The 19386-nt window shown below is 75.0% G+C and carries 21 protein-coding genes; 10 read left to right on the top strand and 11 right to left on the bottom strand.

Annotated features, from left to right (window positions below):
* Positions 1-115 precede the first annotated feature (115 nt).
* Positions 116-781 carry a hypothetical protein gene (locus COUCH_RS28920; protein ID WP_249608376.1) on the bottom strand — a complete coding sequence of 222 codons (666 nt, stop codon included), beginning with the start codon at positions 779-781 and terminating at the stop codon, positions 116-118.
* Positions 782-1027: 246 nt separating this feature from the next.
* On the opposite strand from COUCH_RS28920, the gene COUCH_RS28915 reads away from it, so the two are divergent.
* Genes COUCH_RS28915 through COUCH_RS28905 form a run of 3 tightly spaced genes read left to right on the top strand, consistent with a single transcriptional unit; the run spans position 1028 to position 5267 of the window.
* Positions 1028-1990 carry an AAA family ATPase gene (locus COUCH_RS28915; protein ID WP_249608375.1) on the top strand — a complete coding sequence of 321 codons (963 nt, stop codon included), beginning with the start codon at positions 1028-1030 and terminating at the stop codon, positions 1988-1990.
* Positions 1930-4065: a LuxR C-terminal-related transcriptional regulator gene (locus COUCH_RS28910; protein WP_249608374.1), complete on the top strand. Its 2136-nt coding sequence runs from the start codon at positions 1930-1932 to the stop codon at positions 4063-4065. Before COUCH_RS28915 ends, COUCH_RS28910 begins: the two co-directional genes overlap by 61 nt.
* The gene (locus tag COUCH_RS28905; RefSeq protein ID WP_249608373.1) at positions 4062-5267 is read left to right on the top strand and encodes a hypothetical protein; all 1206 of its coding nucleotides are present in this window, start codon (positions 4062-4064) and stop codon (positions 5265-5267) included. Before COUCH_RS28910 ends, COUCH_RS28905 begins: the two co-directional genes overlap by 4 nt.
* 64 nt (positions 5268-5331) lie before the next feature.
* Here the strand turns inward: COUCH_RS28905 and COUCH_RS28900 are convergent, their stop codons facing one another.
* From COUCH_RS28900 to mug, 3 genes are all read right to left on the bottom strand, one after another.
* On the bottom strand, positions 5332-5892 hold the full coding sequence (locus COUCH_RS28900; RefSeq protein ID WP_249608372.1) for an RICIN domain-containing protein: 561 nt from the start codon (positions 5890-5892) through the stop codon (positions 5332-5334).
* Positions 5893-5997: 105 nt separating this feature from the next.
* Entirely contained in the window at positions 5998-6720 is a 723-nt protein-coding gene (locus tag COUCH_RS28895) for a DUF4190 domain-containing protein (protein WP_249608371.1), read from the bottom strand.
* Positions 6721-6730: 10 nt separating this feature from the next.
* Positions 6731-7378 carry a G/U mismatch-specific DNA glycosylase gene (gene mug / locus COUCH_RS28890; RefSeq protein ID WP_249608370.1) on the bottom strand — a complete coding sequence of 216 codons (648 nt, stop codon included), beginning with the start codon at positions 7376-7378 and terminating at the stop codon, positions 6731-6733.
* A 232-nt stretch (positions 7379-7610) separates the two neighbouring features.
* Here mug and COUCH_RS28885 point away from each other — a divergent pair, with 232 nt between their 5' ends.
* Both COUCH_RS28885 and COUCH_RS28880 read left to right on the top strand, forming a co-directional pair.
* Complete coding sequence (locus COUCH_RS28885) at positions 7611-8246, top strand: M15 family metallopeptidase (protein WP_249608369.1); 636 nt, start codon at positions 7611-7613, stop codon at positions 8244-8246.
* A 22-nt stretch (positions 8247-8268) separates the two neighbouring features.
* Positions 8269-9648 carry a UDP-N-acetylmuramoyl-tripeptide--D-alanyl-D-alanine ligase gene (locus COUCH_RS28880; RefSeq protein WP_249608368.1) on the top strand — a complete coding sequence of 460 codons (1380 nt, stop codon included), beginning with the start codon at positions 8269-8271 and terminating at the stop codon, positions 9646-9648.
* On the opposite strand, the gene COUCH_RS28875 is transcribed toward COUCH_RS28880, so the two are convergent.
* Both COUCH_RS28875 and COUCH_RS28870 read right to left on the bottom strand, forming a co-directional pair.
* On the bottom strand, positions 9594-10349 hold the full coding sequence (locus COUCH_RS28875; protein ID WP_249608367.1) for an SDR family oxidoreductase: 756 nt from the start codon (positions 10347-10349) through the stop codon (positions 9594-9596). The two genes, COUCH_RS28880 and COUCH_RS28875, sit on opposite strands and share 55 nt — an antisense overlap.
* 10 nt (positions 10350-10359) lie before the next feature.
* Complete coding sequence (locus COUCH_RS28870) at positions 10360-11118, bottom strand: helix-turn-helix domain-containing protein (protein ID WP_249608366.1); 759 nt, start codon at positions 11116-11118, stop codon at positions 10360-10362.
* Positions 11119-11228: 110 nt separating this feature from the next.
* On the opposite strand from COUCH_RS28870, the gene COUCH_RS28865 reads away from it, so the two are divergent.
* Both COUCH_RS28865 and COUCH_RS28860 read left to right on the top strand, forming a co-directional pair.
* Positions 11229-11591 (top strand): nuclear transport factor 2 family protein, encoded by a 363-nt coding sequence (locus COUCH_RS28865; protein ID WP_249608365.1) that lies wholly within the window; start codon positions 11229-11231, stop codon positions 11589-11591.
* A gap of 100 nt (positions 11592-11691) precedes the next feature.
* Positions 11692-13614, top strand: coding sequence for a HEAT repeat domain-containing protein (locus COUCH_RS28860; protein WP_249608364.1), 1923 nt, complete (start codon positions 11692-11694; stop codon positions 13612-13614).
* A 9-nt stretch (positions 13615-13623) separates the two neighbouring features.
* On the opposite strand, the gene COUCH_RS28855 is transcribed toward COUCH_RS28860, so the two are convergent.
* From COUCH_RS28855 to COUCH_RS28840, 4 genes are read right to left on the bottom strand one after another with little or no spacing between them, the layout of a single operon-like run.
* A complete protein-coding gene (locus COUCH_RS28855; RefSeq protein ID WP_249608363.1) occupies positions 13624-14061 on the bottom strand; it encodes a hypothetical protein in 438 nt (145 codons plus the stop codon).
* Positions 14058-14897, bottom strand: coding sequence for a DUF692 domain-containing protein (locus tag COUCH_RS28850; protein ID WP_249608362.1), 840 nt, complete (start codon positions 14895-14897; stop codon positions 14058-14060). The genes COUCH_RS28855 and COUCH_RS28850 overlap by 4 nt, the downstream gene beginning before the upstream one ends.
* Positions 14885-15802 (bottom strand): TIGR04222 domain-containing membrane protein, encoded by a 918-nt coding sequence (locus COUCH_RS28845; protein ID WP_249608361.1) that lies wholly within the window; start codon positions 15800-15802, stop codon positions 14885-14887. The genes COUCH_RS28850 and COUCH_RS28845 overlap by 13 nt, the downstream gene beginning before the upstream one ends.
* Before the next feature lie 58 nt (positions 15803-15860).
* A complete protein-coding gene (locus tag COUCH_RS28840) occupies positions 15861-16436 on the bottom strand; it encodes a TetR/AcrR family transcriptional regulator (protein ID WP_199514586.1) in 576 nt (191 codons plus the stop codon).
* A gap of 133 nt (positions 16437-16569) precedes the next feature.
* Between COUCH_RS28840 and COUCH_RS28835 the strand changes: the two genes are divergently transcribed.
* Both COUCH_RS28835 and COUCH_RS28830 read left to right on the top strand, forming a co-directional pair.
* Positions 16570-17220, top strand: a complete 651-nt coding sequence (locus tag COUCH_RS28835) for an HAD family hydrolase (RefSeq protein WP_249608360.1) — start codon at positions 16570-16572, stop codon at positions 17218-17220.
* Positions 17221-17367: 147 nt separating this feature from the next.
* Positions 17368-18285 carry a serine protein kinase RIO gene (locus COUCH_RS28830; RefSeq protein WP_430640830.1) on the top strand — a complete coding sequence of 306 codons (918 nt, stop codon included), beginning with the start codon at positions 17368-17370 and terminating at the stop codon, positions 18283-18285.
* Positions 18286-18324: 39 nt separating this feature from the next.
* On the opposite strand, the gene COUCH_RS28825 is transcribed toward COUCH_RS28830, so the two are convergent.
* Positions 18325-18570 (bottom strand): DUF2630 family protein, encoded by a 246-nt coding sequence (locus COUCH_RS28825; protein ID WP_249608359.1) that lies wholly within the window; start codon positions 18568-18570, stop codon positions 18325-18327.
* A gap of 241 nt (positions 18571-18811) precedes the next feature.
* On the opposite strand from COUCH_RS28825, the gene COUCH_RS28820 reads away from it, so the two are divergent.
* Positions 18812-19336 (top strand): hypothetical protein, encoded by a 525-nt coding sequence (locus tag COUCH_RS28820; protein ID WP_249608358.1) that lies wholly within the window; start codon positions 18812-18814, stop codon positions 19334-19336.
* Positions 19337-19386: the final 50 nt, after the last annotated feature.

Genomic DNA, 19386 nt, shown 5'->3' with positions numbered 1-19386 from the left:
CGCGCGGATCGGGGTCAGCCTGCGGATCGGTGGCGGGGGCGGGCCGGGGGCAGCCTGCGGGCCGGCGGCCGGGGCGGGGTCAGCCCGCGGATCGGCGGCGGGGGCGGGGACGGCGTCAGCGTGCGGGCCGGCGGCCGGGTGGCGGGCATTGCACGAAGTAGGCGCAGCGGATGCCGGTGTGGACCGTACCGGTCAGGTGGTCCCCGACGATCCGGTCCGCCTCGGCGACCCGGGCGATCGCCCGGCGGATGGCCTTGCCGACCGCCAGGCGGGCGTTCTCCGCGCCGTCCGCGAACCGCCGGGGGCGGCCGCCCAGCCCCGTGCCCGCGCCGAGCTGGGCGATGAGCCATTCGCGTTCGCGGTGCGCCCGCCGTGCCCGTGCCGCGTCCCCGGCGGCCTCCGCTTCGTCGATCTCCGTGGTCAGCCCGGTGAGGCGGTGCCGGTAGTCCTGCACCGCGGATCGGTCCAGGACCGGCTGGGCGACGGGATCCAGCCCCGCCTCGCCGAGGCCCGCCACCCCGGCCACCAGGTCGACGGCTCGGACCTCGACGTTCGGGTTCGCCAGCAGGACGACGAGGTGCAGCATGCCGATGCTGTGCCGGACCACGGTGCTTCGGGCGCCGAGCGTGATCCGCCAGCCGTGTCCTTCGCGCGTACATGTGGCGACCTCGGCCCGATCACGACCGGGGCCGGGATCGTCCACCGGGAGAACGGCGAAGATCGGCGTGCCGGTGCCGGGGACGCCGTACCCCAGCGCCATGAGTGCCACCACCCGGACCATCGGATTCCCCCTCGTGCGTGCATTCTCGACAAGCTCCGTCACCGTGCCGGGTCCGGACGGCGACGCGCATCCGGGTGCGGCCCGTACGTTTTCCGGTGACGTCGGGGTGCGCGGCCCGGACGCCGGATACGGGCGTACCGGTCGGATATGTGTCCTGGTCGCTGTTGCCTAGGCGACCCGGCCGGCGTGGGCCCCTCCGTAGCGTTTGGACCCCGTCAGCACCTTCGCGCCGCCCGGGAGACATCGATGCGACTTCTGTGCCCGACCGTCGTCGGGCGGGCCGCCGAGCTCGATCTGCTGGGCCGCCTGGTGCCCGCGGCGGCCGGGGGCACGGGCGGCACGGTTTTCCTCACGGGGAGCGCCGGGATGGGCAAGACGCGCCTGGCCCGCGCCGCGCAGCAGCAGGCCGCTGAGCTCGGGCTGGTGGTCCTGCGCGGGCGGGCCGTGCCGTCGGTGCAGTTCCGGCCGCTGACCGAGGCCTTCCTCGGCGCGATACGACGGGGCGCGGCGCCGGACCCCGCGGAGCTGGGGCCGTACCGGTCGGCGGTGGCGCGGCTGGTCCCGGAGCTGGGGCCGTACCGGTCGGCCGTGGCGCGGGTGGTCCCGGAGCTGGGGCTGCCGAGGTCGCCTGGCATCGACGGCCACCCGGTGCTGCTCGCCGAAGCGGTGCTGCGGCTCCTCGTCGGCGTCGCCGGGGACCGGGGGTGCCTGCTGGTGCTGGAGGATCTCCACGACGCCGACGCGGACACGCTCATGATCGTCGACTACCTCGCGGACAACATCGCCGACCAGCCCGTGCTGCTGCTGGGCACCATGCGGCCCGGGCAGGACTGCACCGCCCTGGCGTACGCGGCCGAGCAGCGGCGCAGCGCATCGGTGCTGGCCCTGTCCCCGCTGATCCGCCGGCGGTGCGCCTCATGGCCGCCGGCTGCCTGGGCGTCGCGCCGGCCGAGGTTCCGCAGGCGGCGCTGGACCGGGTGGTCCGATCCGGCGACGGCGTCCCGTTCTACGTGGAGGAGCTGCTCTCCGCCATGGTCACGAACGCGATGCTGGTCAGATCCGACGGTGGATGGGCGGACGGTGGATGGGCCGACGGTGGAGGGCCGGGCGGTGGCTGGGCCGGCGGTGGAGGGGCGCTGGCGGACGCCGTGGCGTCGCCCGTGCCGGCGGCGGTGCGCGCCGGTGTCGGCGAACGGGCACGGCGGCTGAGCGCGGCCGGTCAGCGCCTGCTGATGGTCGCCGCCGTCTGCGGTCAGCCCTGCCCCGGCCCGGTGCTCGGCGCCGGTGCCGGCCTGGACGCGGCCGGGCTGCGTACCGCCCTGCGCGAGGTGACCGGCGCCGACCTGCTGACGGTCGACGGGCGCACCGGGCGGTACGCGTTCCCGCACGCGCTGACGGCCGACGCGGTGCGGGACGCGACCCTGCCGGAGGAGCTGGCGGAGGTGTCCCGCTCGGCCGCGGAGGCGATCGAGCACACCTGCACCGGGTTGCCGGAGGAATGGTGTGTGCTGGCGGGGCGGCTGTGGGAGGACGCCGGCGAGGACGAGCGGGCGGCGACCCTGTTCCATCGGGCCGGTCGCCGCGCGGCCGATCAGGGTGCGGTCCGTACGGCCGTGACGCTGCTGGAACGGGGCCTGCGGCTGGCCACGCGCGGCGCCGGGAGCCACCCGGAGACGGGGCGGATCGTCGAGGCGCTCCTGGAGATGCTCGTCGCCTCGGGGGACGTGTCCCGCGTCCGGCAGCTCTCCGCGCAGGTGGACCGGCATGCGACCGCGGCGCAGCGGGCGGCGGTGCACCTGCGGGTGGCCCGCGCGGCGGTGGCTGCCGGGCAATGGGACGCCGGCCGGCGCGAACTGGCCGCCGTACGCGAGCTGACCGGCCCGGACGCGACCACGGCGCTGACCGCCGCCACCGACGTGGTGGCCGCCCAGCTGGCCGTGGCCGACGATGACGCGTACCGGTTGCGCCGGGCCGAGGAGCTCGCGCGCCGGGCGCTGCGGACGGCCGGCGCCGGTCCGCTGCCGGACCTGGCCTGCGAGGCCCTGGCCGTGCTCGGCGCGTGTGCGCGGGTGTACGACCTCGGCCGGGCCGACGAGCTGTTCGGCCGCGGGCTGGCCGTCGCGGAGCGGTACGGCCTGACGCTGTGGCGCATCCGGTTCCTGTTCCACCTGGGCGCCCACGCCGCGATCCGGCACGCCGACCCCGCCGGTCTCGTCGAGGCGCGCGACGCGGCGTCGGACGCCGGTGCGGTGATCACGGCGCTCGACGGCGACGCGGAGCTGGCGGTTCTGCAGACGTGTCGCGGCGAGTACGAGCCGGCCGCCCGGCGCGCGCTCCACTGCGAGCAGGTGGCGCACCGGCTCGGGCTTGACGAGCTCCGCCTGATCGCGCTGGGGCTGCGGGTCTGCGTGGCCGCCCACCGAGGCCGGCGGGACGAGGTCACGGCGCTGCTGGCCGGGTACGACGGGCTGGGCGGGCGGCACTGCGACTTCACGCCGGCTCTCCAGGGCTTCGGGCTGGCGGTCTGCTCGCTGCTGGAGGAGGACCACGCCCGCGCGTACGCGGAGATGGCCGAGGCCGTGGCCCTGGAGGCGGACCGGCCGCCGGAGTACCTGTCGCTGAACCACGGCCTGCACCTGCTGCTGACGGTTCTCGCCGGTACGGCCGGCTGGGCGCAGTACGACTCGCTGGCGCTGTCGGCGCGCGGCCAGGCCGGATGGAACCGGCTGTTCATGGCCGCCGCCGGGGCCGTGCTGGCCGGGCGCGGCGGCGACCATGACCTGGCGGCCCGCATGATGGCCGAGTTCGACCAGGTGGCCGCCGCGTACCCGCTGGGCCGGCATCTCGGCCTGCGGCTGGCGGCCGAGGCGGCCGTGGAGGACGGCTGGGGGCGGCCCGGGCCGTGGCTGCGGCTCGCCGAGCAGCACTTCCACGCCGCGGGGGTGCCCCGGGTGGCGGACGCGTGCCGGGCGTTGCTGCGCCGGGCCGGGGAACGCGCCCCGCAGCGCCGTCGCGGGGCGGACCGGATCCCCGCCGTTCTCCGGCAGGCCGGCGTCACGGTGCGCGAGTACGAGGTCCTGGCCCTGCTCGTGGACCGGCTGACCAACCAGCAGATCGGTGAGCGGCTGTTCGTGTCGCCGCGCACCGTGGAGACGCACGTGACGCGGCTGCTGGCCAAGACGGGCCTCGCCGATCGCACGGCGCTGGCCGACCATGCGAAGTCCGTGACCGCCCGGACCGGGGGCCCCGGCCGGGAACCGGCAGAACGAGGGAGTGCGCGATGACCCATCTCCGAGACCGGATCCGCCCCGGACGGGTCACCCCGGTGGTGATCGCCGCCCTCGCGGTGGCCGGTGCCGTACCCCTGCCCGCGCAGGCCGGGACCGCCGTCGGGCGGCAGTGGCGGTTCATCGCCGTGTCCCCGGTCAAGGGCACCGGATCCCTGCACGCCGTGGCGGCCCGGTCGGCCACCGACGCGTGGGCGGTGGGGTGGACCAACCATCCGGACACCGGTGCGGCCGCGGCCCTGGCCGAGCGCTGGACGGGTACGGGCTGGCAGGCGGTGCCGGCGCCGGCCGCGGCGGGTGCGGAATCCTGGCTCTCCGATGTGGACGTGGCGCCCTCGGGGGACGCCGTCGCCGTCGGAAGGGAGCTGTCCGGCGGCGTCTCGGTGCCGCTCATCGAGCGCTACCCGGCGGCCGGAGGGCCGGGCGAGGTGGTGACCGGGCCGGAGCCCGGTGTCACCGGCGCCTGGCAGGGGGTGAGTCTCTCCTCGGCGACGGACGGGTGGGCGGTGGGCCAGGCCGGTTCCGCTGTGCCGGGCGACCCCGCGAAGGCCACGATCGCCCACTGGGACGGGACCCGGTGGACGCGGGTACCGAGCCCGGGAGCGGGCACGGTGAGCAGCCGCTTGACCGCCGTCGCGGCCGTCTCGCCCGGCGACGCGTGGGCCGTCGGGCAGCTGCGGGACGTCGAGGCTCCGGACGTGGACGAGGCGCTCGTGCTGCACTGGGACGGCGTCTCGTGGAGCCGGGTCGACGGCCCCGCGCCGAGTCCGGGCGGGATCACGCTGCTCGGGGTGGCCGCGGCCGGGCCGGGCGAGGTGTGGGCGGTCGGGCGCACCGGGCCGGAGTCGCAGTCGCGGGCCGTGGCGATGCACCGTACCCACGGGGTCTGGCAGGAGCTGCGCTCGACGCGGGCGGCGGCCACCCAGTTCAGCGACGTGGCCGTCGTCGCGCCCGGTGACGTCGAGCTCGCCGGCTATCAGGTGCCCTTCACCGAGGAGACCGTGAACCTCGAGCACTGGAACGGCGCCGGGCTGGAGCCGGACACCACGGCCGCCGGTCCGGCGGGCGACGACCACATCGCCTCGGCCCTGAGCGGGATCGCCGCCGAGCCGGGCGGCGGACGGCTGTGGGCGGTCGGCTGGGCCACGACGGTCACCCGGCCGGCCGTGCAGCCGGTCACGCTGCGGTCGGACCGTTGATCCCGTACGGCGGACACCGGCCCGTACCCCCGGACGGGGCGTACGGGCCGGCGTGGCAGTCGGGTCAGAAGCCGACCACCCAGCGCTGCGCCAGGGTCCCGTTGCAGCGGAAGATCTGCATGGCCGTGTTGGGCTGCGTGGTCGCCCCCGGCACGTCGACGCAGAAGCCGGTGTCGGTGAAGTGCACCCGCGATTCGATCTTCACCACGTTCGGCAGGGACGCGCCGGTGTTGTACTCCTCGTTGCTGATGGGTACGCAGGTGCCCTGCAGCAGGCGGGCGCCGTTGAACGCACCGTCGAAGGCGTCGAAGCAGAAGCCGCTCAGCTGGTTGCGGAACTTGTAGTGGTTGGTGCCGACCTTCTCCGACTCCCAGCCCTGCGCGATGCTCTCGAGCCCGGTGGTGACGCAGGGGTTCTGCACGATGGCCGCGAACTCGGCCGTCGACAGGCCGGCCGGCTCGAGGCACAGGTTGTTGCCGACGTTGCGGATGAAGGTGAAGCTGCCGCCGATCTTCGGTGACACGGTGCCGGCGGAGGCGGAGGACGCGCCGGCGCCCACGGACAGCCCGGCCATCAGCATCGCCGCGGCGGCCGTGCCCAGGATGGTACGGATGATGCGACCCATGGATCGGATCCCTTCCCTCGGTGTGTCGGGCCGGGACCTCGCCGTCCCCGTCGCCCGGTTCACCTGGGAGGCGTGCCACCCCGTGCCGTCACCGTGCCGCCGGCGTCAGTCGCGCAGGGATCCCGTCCGGGGCCCCGAGGGGTCGCCGGCGATGCAGGTGATGCCCTGGTCGAGGAACCAGGAGTCCTCGGTCGGGTAGCGGTAGTAGACGTCGATCCCGTCGGCTGCGGCGCGGGCGTACCGGTCGAGTTCCTCGGTGCAGCGCTCGTCGGCCTGCTTCTGGACCGCCTTCTCGCCCGGGTAGTCGCCGAACTCCAGGGAGAAGGTCGCGTACACCTCGCCCTCGTGCGGCCTGCTGCACGGCACGACCGCAACCCGGTCCCGGCTGCCGACGTCGTGCAGCTTGCTGATGCAGTCGCCCATGAGGAGCTTGGTGGCGGGCACCCGGCCCCGGGAGTCGGCAGCGCCGTTCGTGATCGAGCCCGGCGTGCCCGCGGCGCCCGTGGAGGTGTCGTCGGTGGCGACGGCGATGGCGACGCCCACGATGATGGCCGTGACCCAGCAGCCGGCGAGCACGAGGCCGGTGATCGCCAGGCCCTTGCCGCGCTGGTGGCGGCGCCGGGTCTGGACGAGGCCGACGATGCCGAACACCGTCGCGAACAGGACGCCGCCGAGGATGCCGAAGATCAGTGAGGCGATGGCGAAGCCGTTGGTGCCGGGGTGGGCCTGCGGCGGCGGGGGCGCGAAACCCGGGACGGGCGGGAAGGGCTGCGCGGCGTACGGGCCGGGCTGGTTCGCGTACGGCTGGGGGTGGGGCTGCTGGGTCACGGCGAGGACGCTAACAACCGGGCTGATCGGCCGCTGTCCCTGACGATCTCGATACGGCATCGGCGGCGGTGCGCAGCTCCGCGAAGGCCGCGGCGAGCGTGTCCACCGTGTAGTGCGCGTTCAGGCCGCTCGGATTGGGCAGCACCCAGACCGGTACGCCCGCGATCCGGTCCGGCTGCGGACCCATGGTCGCCTTGGGGCGGGCGAAGGCCGTCCGGTACGCCGTCACGCCCAGCACCGCCAGGAACCGCGGCCGCCACCGGTCCACCAGCGCGGCGAGGATCTCACCGCCCGCGACGAGTTCGGCCGGGGAGAGCTCGTCGGCCCGGGCCGTCGCCCGGGCCACCACGTTCGTGATGCCCAGCCCGGCCTCCGGCAGCGACCACTGTTGCGACGGGTGCAGTTGCCGGTCGGTGAAGCCGGAGCGGTGCAGGGCCGGCCAGAAGCGGTTGCCCGGCCGGGCGAAGTGGTGACCGGTCGCCGCCGAGTACAGGCTGGGGTTGATCCCGGAGAACAGCACCCGCAGGCCCGGACCCACCAGATCGGGGATGGTCCGGCCGGCCGCGGCGGCGATCTCGGCGGGCGTCGGCCGCGGCGGGGAGGAAGGGGCCGATGTCCCGGTACGGACGGGCAGAGCGGGACGGCGCCGGGACGACATGAGCCGAGCCTATCCGCGCGGAAGGCGCAGAGCCCGGCCCGCGAGGTCCGTCCCCGGACCGAGGCCGGAGGTGGACGGCCGCTGTGACACTCGGACCCCTTGCGGAGATCAGGAGGAGCGCGGGCATGGGTCCATCGAGTGGGTGGCCGGGCGGGCGTACCCGGCGGCCGGCGGCGGCAACGGGCACGCTGGGGCGGGGCGGCGTGACGGGCGGCGAAGGAGGGACCGGGCGATGATCCTGCTCTCGGATCCGCGGGTCGCCGCCGTGCCCAGCCGGGACGACGGCGATCGGCTCGTCGACCTGCGGGACGTGCCCGAGCTGCGGCTCGACGGCCGGGCCGCCGACCCGGCCGGCGCCTACGCGCGGTTGCGCGCCGAGGTCGCGTCACGGCTGGCCGATGCGCAGAGCAAGCTGCCGGAGGGCGTACGGCTGCTGGTGATCGAGGGGTACCGGCCCCGGGCGGCGCAGCAGGCGATCTTCACGGGCTACCAGGACGAGCTGCGCCGGTTGCATCCGTCGTGGGGTGCGGCGCGGCTGCGCGTGGAGGCGAGCAAGTTCGTCTCGCCGGTGGAGGTCGCGCCGCACAGCACCGGCGGCGCCGTCGACCTGACGCTGTGCACGCCCGAGGGCATCGAGCTGGACATGGGTACGCCGGTCGACGCGACGCCCGTGGAGAGCGACGACGCCTGCTTCACCGGGGCGCGGAACATCAGCGCGGCGGCCGGGCAGAACCGGCGGGTGCTGATCGACGCGCTGACCGCCGTCGGGCTGGTGAACTATCCGACCGAGTGGTGGCACTGGTCGTACGGGGACCGCTACTGGGCGCTCACCACGGGCGCCGCGCAGACGAGGTACGGGCCCTTGTAGCCGCTCGTTATCGTGCCCGGCCATGATCCCCATGACGCTCGCGGACATCGCTGCCGTCGTACGCGGAACCGTGTGCGACGGTGACCCGGCGACGACCGTGACCGCGCCGGTCCGCTACGAGACCGCCCGGGTGGAGCCCGGCGGGATGTTCGCCGCGTTCGCCGGGGAGCGCCGCGACGGCCACGACTTCGCCGGTCAGGTCGTCGCCGCCGGTGCCGCCGCGGTGCTGGCGTCACGGCCGGTCGGCGTCCCGGCCGTGGTCGTGGGGGACGTGCGGACGGCGTACCAGATGCTCGCGGCGGAGGTCCTCACCCGCCTGCCGCATGTCCACCGGATCGGGGTGACCGGGTCGTCCGGGAAGACGTCCGCGAAGGACCTGCTGGGGCAGGCGCTCGGCCGGCTCGGGCCGACCGTCGCGCCGCCGGGCAACCGCAACAACGAGATCGGCGTCCCGGAGACGGTGCTGCTGACGACGGCGCAGACCCGGTTCCTGGTGACCGAGCTGGGCGCGCGGCACGTCGGCGACATCGCGGCGCTGATGCCGGTGGTGCGTCCGCACACCGGCGTCGTGCTCGGCGTCGGCACCGCCCACATCGGCGAGTTCGGCGGGCGCGAGGCGATCGCCCGGGCCAAGGCGGAGCTGGTGGAGGCGCTGCCCGCGGACGGGCTGGCGGTGCTCAACGCCGACGACCCGGTGGTCGCGGCGATGGCGGACCGTACGCCGGCGCGCGTGGTCACCTTCGGGCGGCACGTCTCGGCCCGGATCCGCGCCGAACGGGTCGCGCTGGACCGGGCGGCGCGCGCCCGCTTCCGGCTGCGGACTCCGGACGGTACGGCGGACGTGGCGCTGCGCCTGCACGGCGAGCACTTCGTGACGGCCGCCCTGGCCGCGGCGGCCGTGGCCCTCGACCACACCGCCGACGTCCGGCTGGTGGCGGACGCGCTGAGCAGCGCCACGCCCCGGTCCGCCGGGCGGATGCGGGTGACCGAGCACCCCGGCGGCGTGACGGTGCTCGACGACGCGTACAACGCCAATCCGGAGTCGATGATGGCCGGGCTGCGCACGCTGAAGGCCATGGCGGGCGGGAGCCGCCGGACGGTCGCGGTGCTCGGGCAGATGAACGAACTCGGGGAGGGGTCGGCCGCCGCGCACGTGGAGGTGGGGCGGGCCGCCGTACGCCTGGGCGTCGACGTGGTGGTGGCCGTGGGCAACCGGGACGCCGCCGGCTACGGCGGCACCTACGCGCCGGACCGGGACAGCGCCGAGGAGGTTCTGCGGGACCTGCTGCGGCCGGGCGACCTCGTGCTGGTGAAGGCGTCGAACAGCCTGGGCCTGTCCGAGCTCGCTCAGAGGGTGCGGGAGGCGCCACCGTCGACCGGCACCGCGAGCCCGGTCAGGTAGCTCGCCGCCGGGGAGAGCAGGAACGCGGCGACCCGGCCGAACTCCTCCGGCTCGCCGAGCCGGCGGAGCGGGATGGACGCCGCGGCGTCGGCAGCCGCCTTCTCGGCGTCGCCCGTGGCCGCGAACAGCTCCCGGTTGCGGTCGGTCAGGACCCGGCCGGGGAGCAGGCTGAGCACGCGGATGCCGTGCGGGGCGTACTCGTCGGCCATGTCCTTGGCGACCCCGGCGAGCCCGGGGCGCAGGCCGTTGGACAGGCCCAGCCCCGCGATCGGCGTCCGGGCCGAGGTGGACAGCACGAAGCCGATCACACCCCCGTGGCCCAGCGCTGCGGCGAACGTGCGGGCGGCGCGTACGGAGCCGAGGAAGACCGTCTCGAAGGCCTCGCGCCACTGCTCGTCGGTCTGCGCCGCGGCCGTGCCCTGGCCGGGACCGCCGACCGAGATCAGCGCGCCGTCGAAGCGGCCGAACCGCTCGGTCGCGGTGCGCACGAGCTGGCCGGGCGTGCCCGCGTCGGTGAGGTCGGCGGCGACGCCCACGGCACCGTCGCCGAGGTTGCGCGCGGCTTCGTCGACGCCCGCCTGTGAACGGGAGGAGACGACGACCTTCGCGCCGTCGGCGACGAGCGCCTGCGCGGTGGCGAAGCCGAGGCCGCGGGAGGCGCCGGTGAGGACGTACACGCGGTCGGCCAGGCCCAGATCCATGCCGTCGATCCTATCCGCCGCGCAGGTGCCTCGCGGTCAGCTCGTCCGCCGGCAGGAACGCCTCGACGGCGAGCTCCGACAGGGTGACGTCGCGGGGCGTACCCAGCACCGACGTGACGCTGAAGAACGACAACTCGGTCCCGCCGGCCTCGTACCGCAACGGCACCACCGGACCTTGGGGCTCCTGCTCGTCGGGCGGGCCGGGCAGGGCGCGCAGCTCGTCGTGCAGCGCGCGCAGCACCGGGTCGCCCGAGGCGAGGGCCTGGTGGTCCAGGCGGTGCAGGACATGCGTACGCCACTGGGCCAGGTTGCGGATGCGCGGCGCCATGCCGGCCGGATGCAGGGACAGCCGCAGCACGTTCACCGGCGGCTCCAGCAGCTCCGCCGCCGCGCCCGCCGTGAACACCCCGACCGCCGCGTTGCCGTCGACCATCGTCCAGTGCCGGTCGACCAGGACCGCCGGGTACGGCTCGTGCCCGGCGAGCACGTCACGCAGGGACGCCAGCACCACGGCCAGCTCCGGGCTGCCGAGGTCCGTCTCCGAGAAGGCCGGCGCGAAACCGCCGGCCAGCAGCAACGCGTTCCGCGCCCGCAACGGTACGGCCAGCTCCTCGGCCAGCCGCAGGATCATCTCCCGGGTCGGACGGGCCCGGCCGGTCTCCACGAAGGACAGATGCCGCGCGGAGACCCCGGCCTGGTTCGACAGTTGCAGCTGGCTCAACCGGCGGTCACCGCGCCACTGCCGCAGCAGCGTCCCCACGTCACCCATGCGCCGATCGTAGGGAGGGCCGCGACCGGCGCCCATGACCTCCGAGGTAATCGACCCGCTTACCGCCGGGCCGCGAGGGTTGACCCATCGCCGGATCGAGAGGAAACGACATGAGCGACTTCGACACCGTGGTGGAGCGTTACCTGGCCGCCTGGAACGAGACCGAGCCCGCCGTACGCCGCGCCACGATCGCGGACGTCTTCGCCGAGGACGTCCGCTACGTGGACCCGGTCGCCGCCGTCCAGGGCCGCGAGGAGCTGCATGCGCTGATCGGCGCGGCCCAGCAGCAGTTCCCCGGCCTGGTGTTCACCCCGGGTGGCCCGGCCGACGCGCACCACGACCAGGGCCGCTTCACGTGGCACCTCGGCCCGGCCGGGGAGGAGCCGGTGGTGATCGGCTTCGACGTGGTGGAGCGCGACGCCGACGGACGGATCCGGACGGTGCTCGGCTTCATCGACCGCGCGCCCGCCTGAGCGCGCGCCGGTCCTGGCCCGGCTTTCGTCGCGGCGGTCTCCGCGGCGGCTTTCGTCGCGGCGGCGGGGCGGTGGGGGAGCGGCCCGGTAGGGTGCCCCGGTGCTGGACGGACTCGACGAGGTGGACTGGGCTGCGCTGACGCATGCGTACGGCGCCGCGGACGACGTGCCCGGGCTGCTGCGCGAGGCGGCGCTCTCCGAGCTCTCCGAGCGCCTCCTGCCCCCGGGCACGGTCCACACCGCTACCGCCGCGGCGGTGCCGTACCTGGTCGAGCTGGCCGCTGCGGGGCGGCCGGAGTTCGTGTGGATGGTGGGTGCGCTCGCCGAGCACGCGCCCGTGCGGTCAACCGTTCTGGCCGACCGGGAGCGCCTGGCGCCGCTGCTCGCGCACCCGGACCCGCGGATGCGGGAGGCGGCCGCGTATGCGCTCGCCCAGCTCGGCACGGAGGATGCGCTGCTGCGCGCACGCTGGTCGCAGGAAGAGGACGCCCGGGTCCGTGCGTCGCTGGTGCTGGCTCTGCGGCTCACGGACGCGATCACCGACCCGTCGCCCACCGTACGGGCGGCAGCCGCCGTCGCGCTGGCCCGGGACGGCACGCCGTTCCCGCGGAACCCGGCCGTCATCGAGGCCGTGGCGACCGCGGCCGAAGCCGGCGCCGAGGTCTCGTGGCTGCACGCCGCGCCGGCCGGGTGGCTCGACGTGGTGGTCCGCGCGGCCCGCGGAACCGCCCTGCTCACCCGGCTGGTCGGCTCCTCGTCGGCGGACGTACGGGCCGCAGCGGCGTGGGCGCTCACGCTGCGCTGCCAGGACAGCCGCTCGGCGCCCGCGGAGCTGGTTCCGCTGCTCGAGCCGTTGCTCGCCGATCCGCAGACCCGGGACGCGGCGGTCGCGGCGCTGCGCCGGTGCGGGCGGGCCGCCGCGCGCTTCGCCGGTGTGCTCGCCGAGGTGGCGGCCGGCTATCCGGAGGTCGCCGCGTCAAGGGCGGTCACCGCCGAGCTGCAGGCCGTCGAGACGCTGTTGCTGATCGGGGACCCACGCTGGGTGGAGCCGGTGATCCGGGCCGCGCGTGACGGCAACATCCCGCGGATGCACGCCCGGATGCCGGTGTCGTGCTCGCCGCCGGTGCTGGAGGCGGTCCGCCGGGCGCTGCGGGACCTCGCCGGGGATCCGGGCGCCGGACGGGCGATCGAGGCGCTGTGCGCCGTGCTGGCCCGGTGGGAGGGCGCTGCCGGGGAGGCCGTACCGGAGCTGGTCGCCGCGCTGCCGTCCGCGCCGGCCGCCGTCACCCGCGCGCTGCTGGCGGTCGGGCACCTCGGCGGTGAGATGGTCGCGGGGCTGCGGACGCTCGCCGGCGAACCGGGTGGCCTGGCCGCCGCGACGGCGCTGTTCCGGCTGACCGGCGACCCCGGGCCGGCGCTGCGAGCCCTGCTCACCGCCCGTCCGCCGGTGCCCGCCGGGATCGTCGCCGTGCTCGGGCCGCTCGCCCAGCCCGTCGTGCCCGGCTTCGAGCTGCTGCTCACCGGCGAGGCCGCCGCGAGCCAGCCGCAGTGCGCCGGCCAGTTGCTGGCGGCCCAGGTCGTGATGGCCGCGACCGGCGACACGACGGCGGCCCTGCGGACCGTGCAGGCGATCCTGCGCACCGGCGGATCCCGGGCGGCGCTGGCGGCGGCCGTCGTCGCCGAGCTGGTCGAGGGAGGGACGGCCGTCCGCCTCCGCGGCGAGCTCGCCACGTGGGAGCCCGAGCTGCGGGCGCTGCTGGACGACCCGCGGGCCGTCGTCGAGGCGGCCGGCGCCCTGTGGCGGCTGGGCGTCCCGGGCGCGGACCTCGTACCCGCCGTGCTGGGCGCGATCGATGGTGGCAGCCGGGTGGTGGCCGCTGTGGGGCTGCTGCGGGAGATGGGCGCGACGGCCGAGATCGCCACGCTCGTCCGTCGCGACCGGCGGATCCACGCCGCCGGGATCGACGACGACATCGTCATCAACGACGAGGTGCTGCGGGACAGCCTGGCCGCCACGGGCTGAGCCCGGCCGTCATCCGCGGCGCAGGACGCGTACCCTTCCGGCGGCCTGGAAAGCGACCGATCCGGCCGCCGTACCCATCGCGGGAAGCCGGCGGGGCCGCGGCGCCGACCGGCCGTCGTAGCGCAGCGCGGCCTCCCGGGCGGCCAGCTCGGCGCCGGCCGAGCGCGGCAGGGCGTCGCGGGCTGCGAGCTCCCGGGCGAGGTCCCAGCCGTCGCGCAGCGAACCCTGCGTGGGCCGCGACGCGGCCCACGCGGACCACTCCCGCACCCACCGCGTGCCGATTGCGGCCGCCAGGCCGGGCCACTGCCGCGCGACCTCACCGGCACGCTTGCGCAGCAACGCGACCCGCGCGATCTCGACCAGACGATCGTCGAACCCCGGCGGTACGGGTGCCCCGGCCGTCAACGCTGCCACGAGCGCCGCCTGCCGATCGGCCAGCGAGCTCATGTGACCGGGGGACAGCCGGCGGCCGCCGCGATCGCGTCCAGCTCGGCGCGCAGCTCGTCGGCGGGCGGGTAGTCGCCGTCGCGCTCCAGCATGAGCGCGGGCGGCCGGTGCCGGGAACACAGCTCCGTGACCAGCTCGAGCACCTCCCGCGGCACGGCGTCGGTGTGCGTGTCGTGGTAGACGCCGTCGTGCGCCGAGCCGCCGGCCACGTGGCAGTACGCGATCCGCTCCAGCGGCACCCGGTCGAACAGCGCCGCCGGATCGGTGCCGCGGTTCACGGCGTTGGCGTACACGTTGGCCACGTCCAGCAGGAGCAGGGCGTCCGTGCGCTCCAGGATCTCGGTGAGGAACGCGCCCTCGTCGAGCTCGTCGTCCGGCCAGTCGAACAGCGCGGCGATCGGTTCCAGCGCGATCGGCACGTCCAGCTCGGCCTGCGTACGCCGGACGTTGGCGACCACCGCGTCCACCGCCTCCCGGCTGCGCGGGACCGGCAGCAGGTGCCCGGCCTCGACCCCGGCCGCCCGGACGAACGCGATGTGCTCGCTGACCAGCGGCGCGCCCAGCCGCTGCGCCACCGTGGCCAGATGTGTCACCCGTGCGGGCTCGACCGGCTCGGCCCCGCCCAGCGACAGCTTCACGCCGTGCGGCACGACGGCGACGCCGCGCTCACGCAGCCGGGTGAGGCCGGGCGGGAGGTCGCCGTGCGCGTGCACCGACTCGGCGACCACCTCGGCGAAGCGCAGCCCCGGCAGCCCGGTGACGAAGCCGGAGATCTCGGGCCGCCAGCCGATGCCGACGCCGTAGGTCTCCAGTGCCGCGCCTGTCACCCGCCGCACCCGCCCCCGCCGCAGCCGCCGCCACCACCGCAGGAGCTGCCGCTGGAGCAGGAACTGCCGCTGCTGCAGCTCGAGCCGCTCCCGCTGTCGATGCCGCTGCCCGTTGAGCCGAAGGTGCGCTGGATCTCCGCCTCCGCGGCGAAGGCCGGGTCCATGGTGTACAGCGAGGCCGCGCCGAACAGGGCCACGCCCATTGCCGCGCCCGTCGCGCCGTACGTCGCGTACGACGGTGCCTGTGCCGGGGACAGGTAGTCGTACTTCTGGCGTACCTGACTCATGCTGGTGCGGGCCGCGGCCGTCGCGATGCGCGCGCCCGGGCGCAGCATGAGCGTGACGATGCCGGCGGCGACGAGCGCGAAGACGAGGAACGTGACCGGCTTGCCGTTGGCGAGGCCGGCGAAGAACCGCGCGATCCCCACGGCGATCAGAGCCAGGCCCGCGAACGCCCACATCCGCGCCGTCCGCAGCGCGGCCGGGGTCACCGCGAGGCCGTTCGCCTCCAGGCCGGCGCGCAGCTGGTCGAGCGCCGAGCGTACCCATGGATCGGTGAGGACCTCCCGGGCCCGGATGCGCTTGCCGGCGGCGTTGTAGACGGCCGTGTCCAGCGGGGTGACGCCGCTGGGCATCGGGCCGGTCTGGCGCAGGGTCTTGTCCGGCGCGCTGCCGAGCGCGCCGGCCCCGCGCAGGCCGCCGAGCGCGGCGTAGACCGCGAGCCGGTCGCCGCCGTTGAGGTACGCGATCTGCTGCGGGCCGAGGTTGTCGACCCGGGCGCCACGCGTGCCGGCGAACAGGAAGCTGCGGTGGACGGCGGCCAGCACCGCCACCACCGCGAGCGCGGCGAGGTAGAGGCCGAGGAAGGTCATGCCGGGGATGCCCCAGGTGTCGCCTTGGGCCGCGAGAGCCATGTGACCTCCCGTGATTGCAGGGTTGCAGGCCCTCATTGTGCAGGTCCGCGCAACGCCGTCACGACCGCCGAACGGCTCCCTCGACGACGTCGAGCACCCGGCTCAGCTCGCCGGCCGGCCGGCCGGTCGCCAGGTGCAGCACCAGGCCGTCGTACGCCAGCTCCAGGAACTGGGTCAGCACGTCCACGGGTACGTCGTCGCGCAGCACCCCCGCGTCGCGCTGCCGCTCGAGCCGGTCCCGGGTGGCCGAGGCGATCGCGGCCGACCGTTCCGTCCAGCGCTTGGCGAACTCGGGGTCGGTCCGCAGCCGCCGGGAGACCTCCAGCTGGGTGCCGAGCCAGCCGGCCGTGTCGCCGCTGCCGCCGGCCCGCTCCAGCAGGTCACGCATCACCTGGACGAGGCCGTTGCGGGCGACGGTCTCCACCATGGCGGCGGCATCGTCCTCGGCCACGGCGAGGAAGAGGGAGTCCTTGTCACGAAAATGGTGGAAAATCGCGCCTCGCGACAATCCGGTCGCCTCCTCGAGGCGGCGGACGGTGGCGCCCTCGTAGCCGTACCGCGCGAAGCATCCGCGCGCCGCCCCGAGGATCTCGTGGCGACGGGCCGCTAGCTGGTCCTGGCTTACCCTGGGCACGCCCCGATGGTGTCATGACCTTTCCGGCGCTTGCAATCCGTACGTACGGCTTGGCAGGCTCCGGCTCCCGTACCGGCCGTTGTTAACACCGTTGGGCTGTTGGCCCCCGTATTCACTCACGTACAGTGCCCGGGTGCCCCTCGTCTTCCTCGCTCTGGACGACACCCTGCTCGACCGCAGCGGTGCGTTCAAGTTGTGGGCGAAGGGATTTCTCGACGAGATCCAGGCACCACAGGAAGACCTCGACTGGTTACTCTCCGTCGATGCTGACGGCCTGACGTCCCGGTGGGACCTGGCCGATCTCATCCGCGACCGCTACCAGTTGGACGTGCCCTCGATCGACCTGCGCGAGGAGCTGCTCGAGGGGCCGCTCGCGTACGAGCGCCTCGACCCGCTCGTGGCCTGCGCGCTGCAGATCGCCGGCGACGCCGGATGGGTGCCCGTCGTGGTCACCAACGGGCCGCACGAGCAGCAGGAGACCCGCATCCGGCGTACCGGCCTGGACCGCTACATCGCCGACTGGGTCATCTCCGAGCAGGCCGGCGTCAGCAAGCCCAACCCGCGCATCTTCGCGCTGGCCGCCCAGCGGGTCCGGATGCGCCTCGCCGGCGCCTGGATCGTCGGCGACAGCCCCGAGGCCGACATCGGCGGCGCGGCGGCGATGGGACTACCGAGCGTGTGGCTGCACCGCGGCCGCGAATGGCTCGACAACCGGTTCGCGCCGACCCGCGTCGTCGGCAACGTCATCCAGGGGCTGTCGGCCATCATGGCGAACGGTAAATAGGTTGCGGTGCCGGGGATCCCCCGGAAGAGTGCACCGCGTACGTGATCCGCAAGTTCCTCGGGAGAAGGGGGTGAACCTCATGGCCGTCTTTGTCGTCCGCCGTGCCCAGGTTCAGAAACTTCTTTCCTTCTCCGAGGAGACCCTCCAGTGCGAGAGCACGACTCTTCCGGCCCGGCGACCATGCGCCGCGGCCGTCGCAAGTTCGACGACGACGAACCGGACTTCGTAAAACGCGGCCGCCCGGGGCCGCAGCTGTCCGAGGACCCCGACCTGCCCGAGACCGGCGACCGCTGGTCCACCTGGGACGGCGCCCTGCACGGACCCGAACCCCGCCCCGCCTGGGTACGCACCGAGCACCGGGCCGTGGACACCGAACTCGGCATGCTCAAGACCGGCAAGGAAGCGGACGTCTTCCTCGTGCGCCGGGCCGTACCGGACACCGGCGAGGTCAGCATGCTCGCGGCCAAGCGCTACCGCGACGGCGACCACCGCCTCTTCCACCGCGACGCCGGCTACCTCGAGGGACGGCGGGTGCGCCGCTCCCGCGAGATGCGGGCGATGACGAACCGTACGTCGTTCGGCAAGGAACTCATCGCCGGGCAGTGGGCGGCGGCCGAGTTCGGGGCGCTCACCCGGCTCTGGCAGGTCGGGCAGGAGGGCGGCACGATCTCGGTGCCGTACCCCGTCCAGCTCATCGGCACCGAGCTCATGCTCGAGTTCATCGGCGACGGGGAGACCGGCGAGGCAGCGCCCCGGCTCGCCCAGGTCCGGCCCGACCGCGAGGGGCTCGAGGACCTGTGGCGGCAGATGGTGGACGCGCTCAGCGTGCTCGCCCGGGCCCAGCTGGCGCACGGGGACCTGTCGCCCTACAACACGCTGGTGCACGACGGCCGGCTGGTGCTCATCGACCTGCCGCAGGTCGTGGACGTGATCGCCAACCCGCGCGGCGCGGAATTCCTCGCCCGCGACGTCCGCAACGTCGCGGCGTGGTTCACCTCACGCGGGCTGACCGTGAACGCCGACGACCTGATCGAACGGCTCTCGTACGAGGCGGGACTACGCTGACGCCGGGCCCGGGCCTGCCGGGCCCGGGCCCGTACCGTCTCACTGCAGGTAGTTCTCGACCTCACTGGTGCTGTGGGCCTGCTCCGCGTCCGGGTCGCTGCCGGTCTCCCGCGCCGCCCGGCGCCGGCGCAGCAGGTCCCAGCACTGGTCGAGGGCCTCCTCGAGCTCCTTCAGGCGGGCGTGCTCCTCCTCGGCGGTGAGCGTCCCCTGGCTCAGCTGCTGGCGCAGCTTGTGCTCCTCGTCGACCAGGCCGTTGATCCGGCCCAGCACCTCTTTGTCATCCATGCGCCGAGCCTAGCGTCGGCCCGGTGATGCGGCGGCCGGGTGCGCCGCTGTTCGCGTCCTGGGCCGGCTTGGTCTCGGGCCGGCTTGGTCCCGGGCCGGCTTGGTCCCGGGCCCCCATCGGCCTGGGCCCGCTTGGTGTCGGGCCAGCTTCGTGCTGGGCCCGCGTCGGGCTGGGCCCGCTCGGGGCCGGGGCCGCTTTGTGCCGGCCGGAAGTGTCGTACCTCCGCGGGAGGATCCCGTCATGGCCGAACCCCTTGCCCGCAGCGAGCTTCTCGTCTGGATCTTCTACGGCATGTTCGTGTTCCGCGATCGCTGGTGCGACGCGGGCGGGAGCGACGAGGCCCGGCGGGCGTCCCGGCAGACCGTCGTGGGGGCGTCGACCTACCACGTGGTGGCGCAGGCGATGTCGCACCGGGCCAGGCTCACGGTGCGGGTCTGGCCCGGGCCGGCCCCGCCGGAGCCCGGCTGGGACGGCACCCACGAGATGGAGCTGCACTGCCCGACCGGCGAGATGGTGGCCGACGAGATCACCGGCGGCAGCCCCGGGGTGATCGACCTGGGGGAGCCGGGCGTCTATGGCCTGCGCGCGAGCTGGCGTGGCCGCGAGGTGGCGCACGAGGAGACGCTGACCGTCATCGGCGAAGCCGAGGCCGTCGAGCGCACGTGGGGCAAGGAGCAGTTCCTCTTCGACATGTGGCGCTCGGGGCCGCTGCCACCCGACGACGATGACGAGGAGTTCGAGGAGGAGCTCGCCCACTGGCGGTGAACCTGGGCCGGGCAGCCGGACGCCCCGCCGTCCACGAGGGACGACGGGGC

The sequence above is a fragment of the Couchioplanes caeruleus genome (assembly GCF_023499255.1).
GTDB lineage: Bacteria > Actinomycetota > Actinomycetes > Mycobacteriales > Micromonosporaceae > Actinoplanes > Actinoplanes caeruleus_A.
The sequence above is the reverse complement of the archived record's forward strand: the minus strand, read 5'-3'. Positions and strand labels throughout refer to the sequence as shown.